The sequence below is a fragment of the Saccharomonospora saliphila YIM 90502 genome (assembly GCF_000383795.1).
GTDB lineage: Bacteria > Actinomycetota > Actinomycetes > Mycobacteriales > Pseudonocardiaceae > Saccharomonospora > Saccharomonospora saliphila.
The window spans coordinates 276,741-282,148 of the sequence record NZ_KB912728.1; the positions used below are offsets into that span (position 1 = coordinate 276,741).

At 70.3% G+C, this 5,408-nt stretch carries 4 protein-coding genes; 1 reads left to right on the top strand and 3 read right to left on the bottom strand.

What is annotated here, in order from left to right; all coding sequences use genetic code 11:
- From SACSA_RS23965 to SACSA_RS0120310, 3 genes are all read right to left on the bottom strand, one after another.
- Positions 1-1,027: ABC transporter permease (locus SACSA_RS23965; RefSeq protein WP_019819661.1), on the bottom strand; the 1,027-nt coding region annotated here is incomplete at its 3' end.
- Positions 1,024-2,601, bottom strand: coding sequence for a sugar ABC transporter ATP-binding protein (locus SACSA_RS0120305; RefSeq protein WP_019819663.1), 1,578 nt, complete (start codon positions 2,599-2,601; stop codon positions 1,024-1,026). The genes SACSA_RS0120305 and SACSA_RS23965, both read right to left, overlap by 4 nt.
- 127 nt (positions 2,602-2,728) lie before the next feature.
- The gene (locus SACSA_RS0120310; RefSeq protein WP_028662087.1) at positions 2,729-3,691 is read right to left on the bottom strand and encodes an ABC transporter substrate-binding protein; all 963 of its coding nucleotides are present in this window, start codon (positions 3,689-3,691) and stop codon (positions 2,729-2,731) included.
- Between the two features lie 341 nt (positions 3,692-4,032).
- On the opposite strand from SACSA_RS0120310, the gene SACSA_RS23970 reads away from it, so the two are divergent.
- The coding region (locus SACSA_RS23970) for a glycoside hydrolase family 43 protein (RefSeq protein ID WP_232213027.1) at positions 4,033-5,408 on the top strand (1,376 nt) is incomplete at its 3' end.

Genomic DNA, 5,408 nt, shown 5'->3' on the forward strand with positions numbered 1-5,408 from the left:
CGGCGGGTGCGGCCGGTCCGCGCCGCCGCAGCAGCGCGCGGGCCCGGGGCGACTGGATCAGGCACACGGCGATGACCACGAGCGCCTTGAACACCAGCGTGATCTCGGGTGCGATCCCCGCCGTGTAGACGGTGGTGGTCAGTGTCTGGATCAGCAGCGCGCCGACGAGGGTCCCGGCCAGCGAGTAGCGACCGCCGGACAGGGCCGTGCCTCCGATGACCACCGCGAGGATCGCGTCCAGCTCGATCCACAGACCGGCGTTGTTGGCGTCGGCCGCGCTGACGTTCGAGCTGATCATCAACCCGGCCACCCCCGCGCAGAGCGCGGCGAAGACATAGACCGTCCACACGATCGTGCGGGCACGCACACCGGCCAGCCTGCTCGCCGTGGGGTTGATCCCGACAGCTTCGATGAGCATGCCGAGCGCGGTCCTGCGGGTGACCAGTCCCACCAGCACGACCATGCCGACACTGATCAGGATCGCGACCGGCAGCACGAGCGAACCGGCACCGAGAACGGCGTAGGCGCCGTTGTTGACCGTGACGATCTGGCCGTCGGTGATCAGCATCGCGATCCCGCGCCCGGTCGTCATGAGGACCAGCGTCGCGATGATCGGCTGGATGCCGAGCACCGAGACGAGGAACCCGTTCCACACGCCGAGCAGCACGCAGGCACCGAGCGCGAGTGCCATGCCGGTCAGCGCGGTGGCGAGACCGCCCCCGGACGCCCCCGCGATGTGGGTACAGGCCAGCGCCCCCGCGATCGCGACGACGGCGCCGACGGAGAGGTCGATCCCCCGGGTGGCGATGACCAGCGTCATGCCGAGCGCGATGAGCAACGTGGGGGCGCCGTTCTTGAGAATGTCGATCAGGCTGCCGTACAGGTGCCCGTCCTGGAGGCGCAGGTCGAAGAAGGACGGGGTGACGATGCCGTTGACGACCAGAAGCGCGAGCAGCGCGGCCAGCGGCCAGAACAGGGTGCTGTGCGTGAGCCGGGCTCGCGCGCGGCCCGCGGTGGTGACGTTCATGAGGCGGCCTTTCCGTGCTCGTTCCGCTCCGGCCCGCCACCGGCGATCAGCGCCATGACCTCGTCGACTCCGGCGTCGCCGTCCAGTTCGGCGATCTTGTGCCGGTCGCGCAGCACGACGATGCGGTTGGACAGGCGCACGACCTCCTCCAGCTCGGCCGAGATGAACACGATCGCGAGTCCGTCCTCGGCCAGCTCGGCGACCACCTTCTGAATCTGCGCCTTGGCGCCGATGTCGATCCCCCGCGTGGGTTCGTCGAGGATCAGCAGCCGGGGCTCGGTGATCAGCCACCGGGCGAGCAGGACCTTCTGCTGGTTGCCGCCGGAGAGGGTGCGGATCAGCGCGTCCGGGTCGCCGGGGCGGATGTCCAATGTGGCGATGTAGGTCTCGACCAGCTCGTCGGCGACCCGGCGTGGGATCGGCCGGGTCCAGCCGCGCGCGGCCTGCATCGCCAGGACGAGGTTGTCCCGGACGCTGAGGTCGCCCACCAGTCCTTCGCCCTTGCGGTCCTCGGAACAGAAGGCGATCCCCCGTGCGATCGCGGCCCGGGGGCCGCGCAGCGACACGGGGCGCCCGTCGACTTCGACGGTCCCGGAGTCGGCCTTGTCGGCGCCGAACAACAGGCGCGCCAGCTCGGTGCGGCCCGACCCGAGCAGTCCGGCGAGACCGACGATCTCGCCCGGCCGGATCTCCAGGTCGAGCGGTGCGAGCGCGCCCCGGCGCCCGAGTCCCCGTGCCCGCACCAGCGGGGCGGAACCGGTCTCGGCCGTGTCGCCGGAGGCCGTCCGCTCGGCCTGCTCCAGTTCGCCCAGTTCCCGGCCGATCATCGCCGAGACCAGATCGAGGCGGCCCAGCTCGGCGGTGAGGTACTCGCCGACGAGCCCGCCGTTGCGCAGCACCGTCATCCGGTCGGAGATCTCGTAGACCTGGTCGAGGAAGTGCGAGACGAACAGCACCGCCACCCCGTCGTCGCGCAGGACCCGGATGATGCGGAACAGCTCCGCCACCTCGTCGGTGTCGAGGCTGGAGGTGGGCTCGTCGAGCACCAGCACCCGCGCGTCGACGGCCACCGCCCGCGCGATGGCGACGAGCTGCTGGATCGCGATGGGGTGGGTGCCCAGCGTCGACGCCGGGTCGATGGCGAGGCCGATCCGGTCCAGCAGCGCGCGGGCGCGGGCGCGCATCGCGCGGGCGTCGATGGCGCCGAGCCGCCGGGGCTCGCGGCCGAGCAGGATGTTCTCGGCGACCGACAGGTTCGGTACCAGGTTGACCTCCTGGTACACCGTGCTGATCCCGGCCTGCTGCGCCTCGCCGGGGCCGGAGAACGACACCGGTGTCCCGTCGAGCAGGACCCGGCCCGCGTCGAGTGCGTGGACGCCGGTCAGTGCCTTGATCAGCGTGGACTTCCCCGCGCCGTTCTCGCCCATGAGGGCGTGCACCTCGCCGGGGAGGAGCCGGAAGTCGACGTCCTGCAACGCCTTGACGCCGGGGAACTCGATCGAGATCCCGCGCATGTCGACGACCGGGGCGGCGCCGGCCGGGGTGGAGGGCGCCGCGCTCAGGGGCTCGGTCATGACTCGTGCCTTCGCCTCTCGGTGCGTGGGTGCGGTCTCCGCCGCTCACGCCCGAACAACGGCGGAGACCGCGGCTTGAGGCGCCCGGGACGCGGAGGTGCCGCGGGCCGGGCGCGGGCGGGTGGTGTCAGTACTTCCGGTCGGGCAGGACCTTTTCGGCCTCGGCCTGGGTGAAGGTGGTTTCCTCGACCACGACCCGCTTCGGGACGTCCTCGCCCGCGACGACCTTGCGCGCGAGGTCCATGAGCTGCTCGCCCAGCAGGGGATTGCACTCGACGATGAAGTTGATTCTTCCGGCGGCCAGGGCGCGCATGCCGTCCTTGACGGCGTCCACGGTGATGATCTCGATGTCCTCCCCGGGTGTCCGCCCGGAAGCCTCGATGGCCTCGATGGCGCCCAGCCCCATGTCGTCGTTGTGCGAGTAGACGACGTCGATGTCGTCGTGGGACTTGAGGAAGGCCTCCATGACCTGCTTGCCGCCGGAGCGGGTGAAGTCGCCGGACTGCGAGGCGATGATCTCGATGTTCGAACCCTCGATCGCCTCGGCGAAGCCCTGCTGGCGGTCGAGGGCGGGCGCTGCGCCGGTGGTCCCCTGGAGCTCGACGACGGAGACCGAGTCCGCGTCGGCGTGCCGCTCGGCGAGCCACCGGCCCGCTTTGCGGCCCTCCTCCACGAAGTCGGAGCCGAGGAACGTCTCGTACAGCGAGTCGTCGGCGGAATCGATGGCGCGGTCGGTGAGGATCACGGGGATGCCGGCTCGCTGCGCCTCGAGGAGCACGGTGTCCCAGCCGGTCTCCACCACCGGGCTGAAAGCGATCACGTCGACCCGTTGCTGGATGAACGAGCGGATGGCCTTGAGCTGGTTCTCCTGCTTCTGCTGGGCGTCGGAGAACTTCAGTTCGATGCCCGCGGCCGAGGCGGCCTCCTTGATGGACCGGGTGTTCGCCGTGCGCCACCCGCTCTCCGCGCCGACCTGGGAAAAGCCCATGGTGAGGGTCTCGTCGTCGCCCGACGCGCCGCCCGAACCGCACGCGGCCAGCGTGCCGCCCAGCGCCACGGCGGCGACCGCGGCCATCCACTTTCTGAACACTGATTTCCTCCAAACCAACGCGCGGGCCGGTCCACCGACCGCCCTGAACCCGCTGGTGAGCTGGGTCACCTGATCGACGAGTGTGAACGCTAACATCAGCAACGTCAAGGGCTCAAGGCGCAAAAGTTCACGCTGTTGACACGGTTGGGAAACGCTCATATGTTAGCGCTCACTTTCGAGTGTTCCGCGTTCCCGCATCGGTCCGCCCGGCGCTGGAGCGAGTTGTTGTCACGCCCGGTTGTCCTGCCCACCCGGCGCGCGGACTCCAGCCGTGCGCACGACCGAAAGAGACGACACCGATGTCGAGACACTCCGTTTCCACCGGACGACGATCCGGCCCGGTGCGTACGGCAACGGCACTGGTGGTGGTCCTGTGCGGCACTCTGCTCGTTCCGGCGGGCGGGGCCCTGGCCGCAACCGGCCGCCACGGTCCTCCGGGCGCGGGGCGGGTCGCCGAGGCCGCCGAGGCGCTCGTCGTGCACGGCGCCGACGACGTCCGCGGCAACCTCACCCTGCCGACGACCGGCCTGCACGGCAGTGCGGTGTCGTGGGAATCCACGCATCGCAGGGTGGTCACCCCCACCGGGGAGGTGCGCCGCCCCGAGCACGGCGCCGAGCCCGCCTCGGTGACGCTCACGGCGACCGTGCGGCTCGGCAACCGGCAGGCCAAACGCCGGTTCGCACTGACCGTGCCGCCGCTTCCCGAACCGGCGCCGTACGAGGGGTACCTGTTCAGCTACTTCACCGGGGAGGGCTACGCCGACGGCGAGCAGGTCTATCTGGGCGCCAGCCGGGGCGACGACCCACTGCACTGGGACGAGGTGAACGGTGGTGAGCCCGTGCTGCGTTCGACCAAGGGGGAGCAGGGCGTGCGCGATCCGTTCCTCATCCGCTCTCCCGAGGGGGACACGTTCTATCTCATCGCCACCGACCTGCGCATGTACGGCGACGGCGACTGGGACCAGGCCCAGCGACACGGCAGCAGGCACATCGAGGTGTGGTCCTCGACCGACCTCGTCACCTGGTCCGAGCAACGTCACGTACGGGTGGCGCCGGAGAACGCGGGCAACGTGTGGGCGCCCGAGGCCTACTACGACGAGTCGATCGGTGCCTACGTCGTCTACTGGGCGTCCACCTTGTACGCCGACGACGATCCCGGGCACACCGGCGACTCCTACAACCGGATGATGTATGCGACCACGCGGGACTTCCGCACGTTCAGCGAGCCGAAGGTGTGGATCGACCCCGGGCACTCGGTGATCGACTCCACGATCATCCGCCACGACGGCACGTACTACCGGTTCACCAAGGACGAGCGCGCCAATTCCCCCGACGCGCCCTGCGGGAAGTTCATCACCGCCGAGAAGTCCACCGAGCTGCGGGACACCGACTACGACCTGATCGCGGAGTGCGTCGGTAAGGGTGATGGCACCGGCGACGGCCTCAGCCGCGGCGAGGGGCCCACGGTGGTCAAGTCCAACTCCGAGGACCGCTGGTACCTGTTCATCGACGAGTTCGGCGGGCGCGGGTACGTGCCGTTCGAGTCGGGCGACCTCGACTCGGGGGAGTGGACGATGTCCGAGGATTACGAGTTGCCGGGACGTCCGCGCCACGGATCGGTGCTGCCGGTCACCGCCGGGGAACTGGCCCGGGTCCGGGCGGCCTCCGGGCCGTTCGAGGCCACGGGGCGGGGCCCGGCGGTTCCGCCTGGCCCCGC

Excerpts from the sequence above, each read along its gene's own strand:
- SACSA_RS0120305 (WP_019819663.1), bottom strand. The coding sequence starts at position 2,601 with ATGACCGAGCCCCTGAGCGCGGCGCCCTCCACCCCGGCCGGCGCCGCC.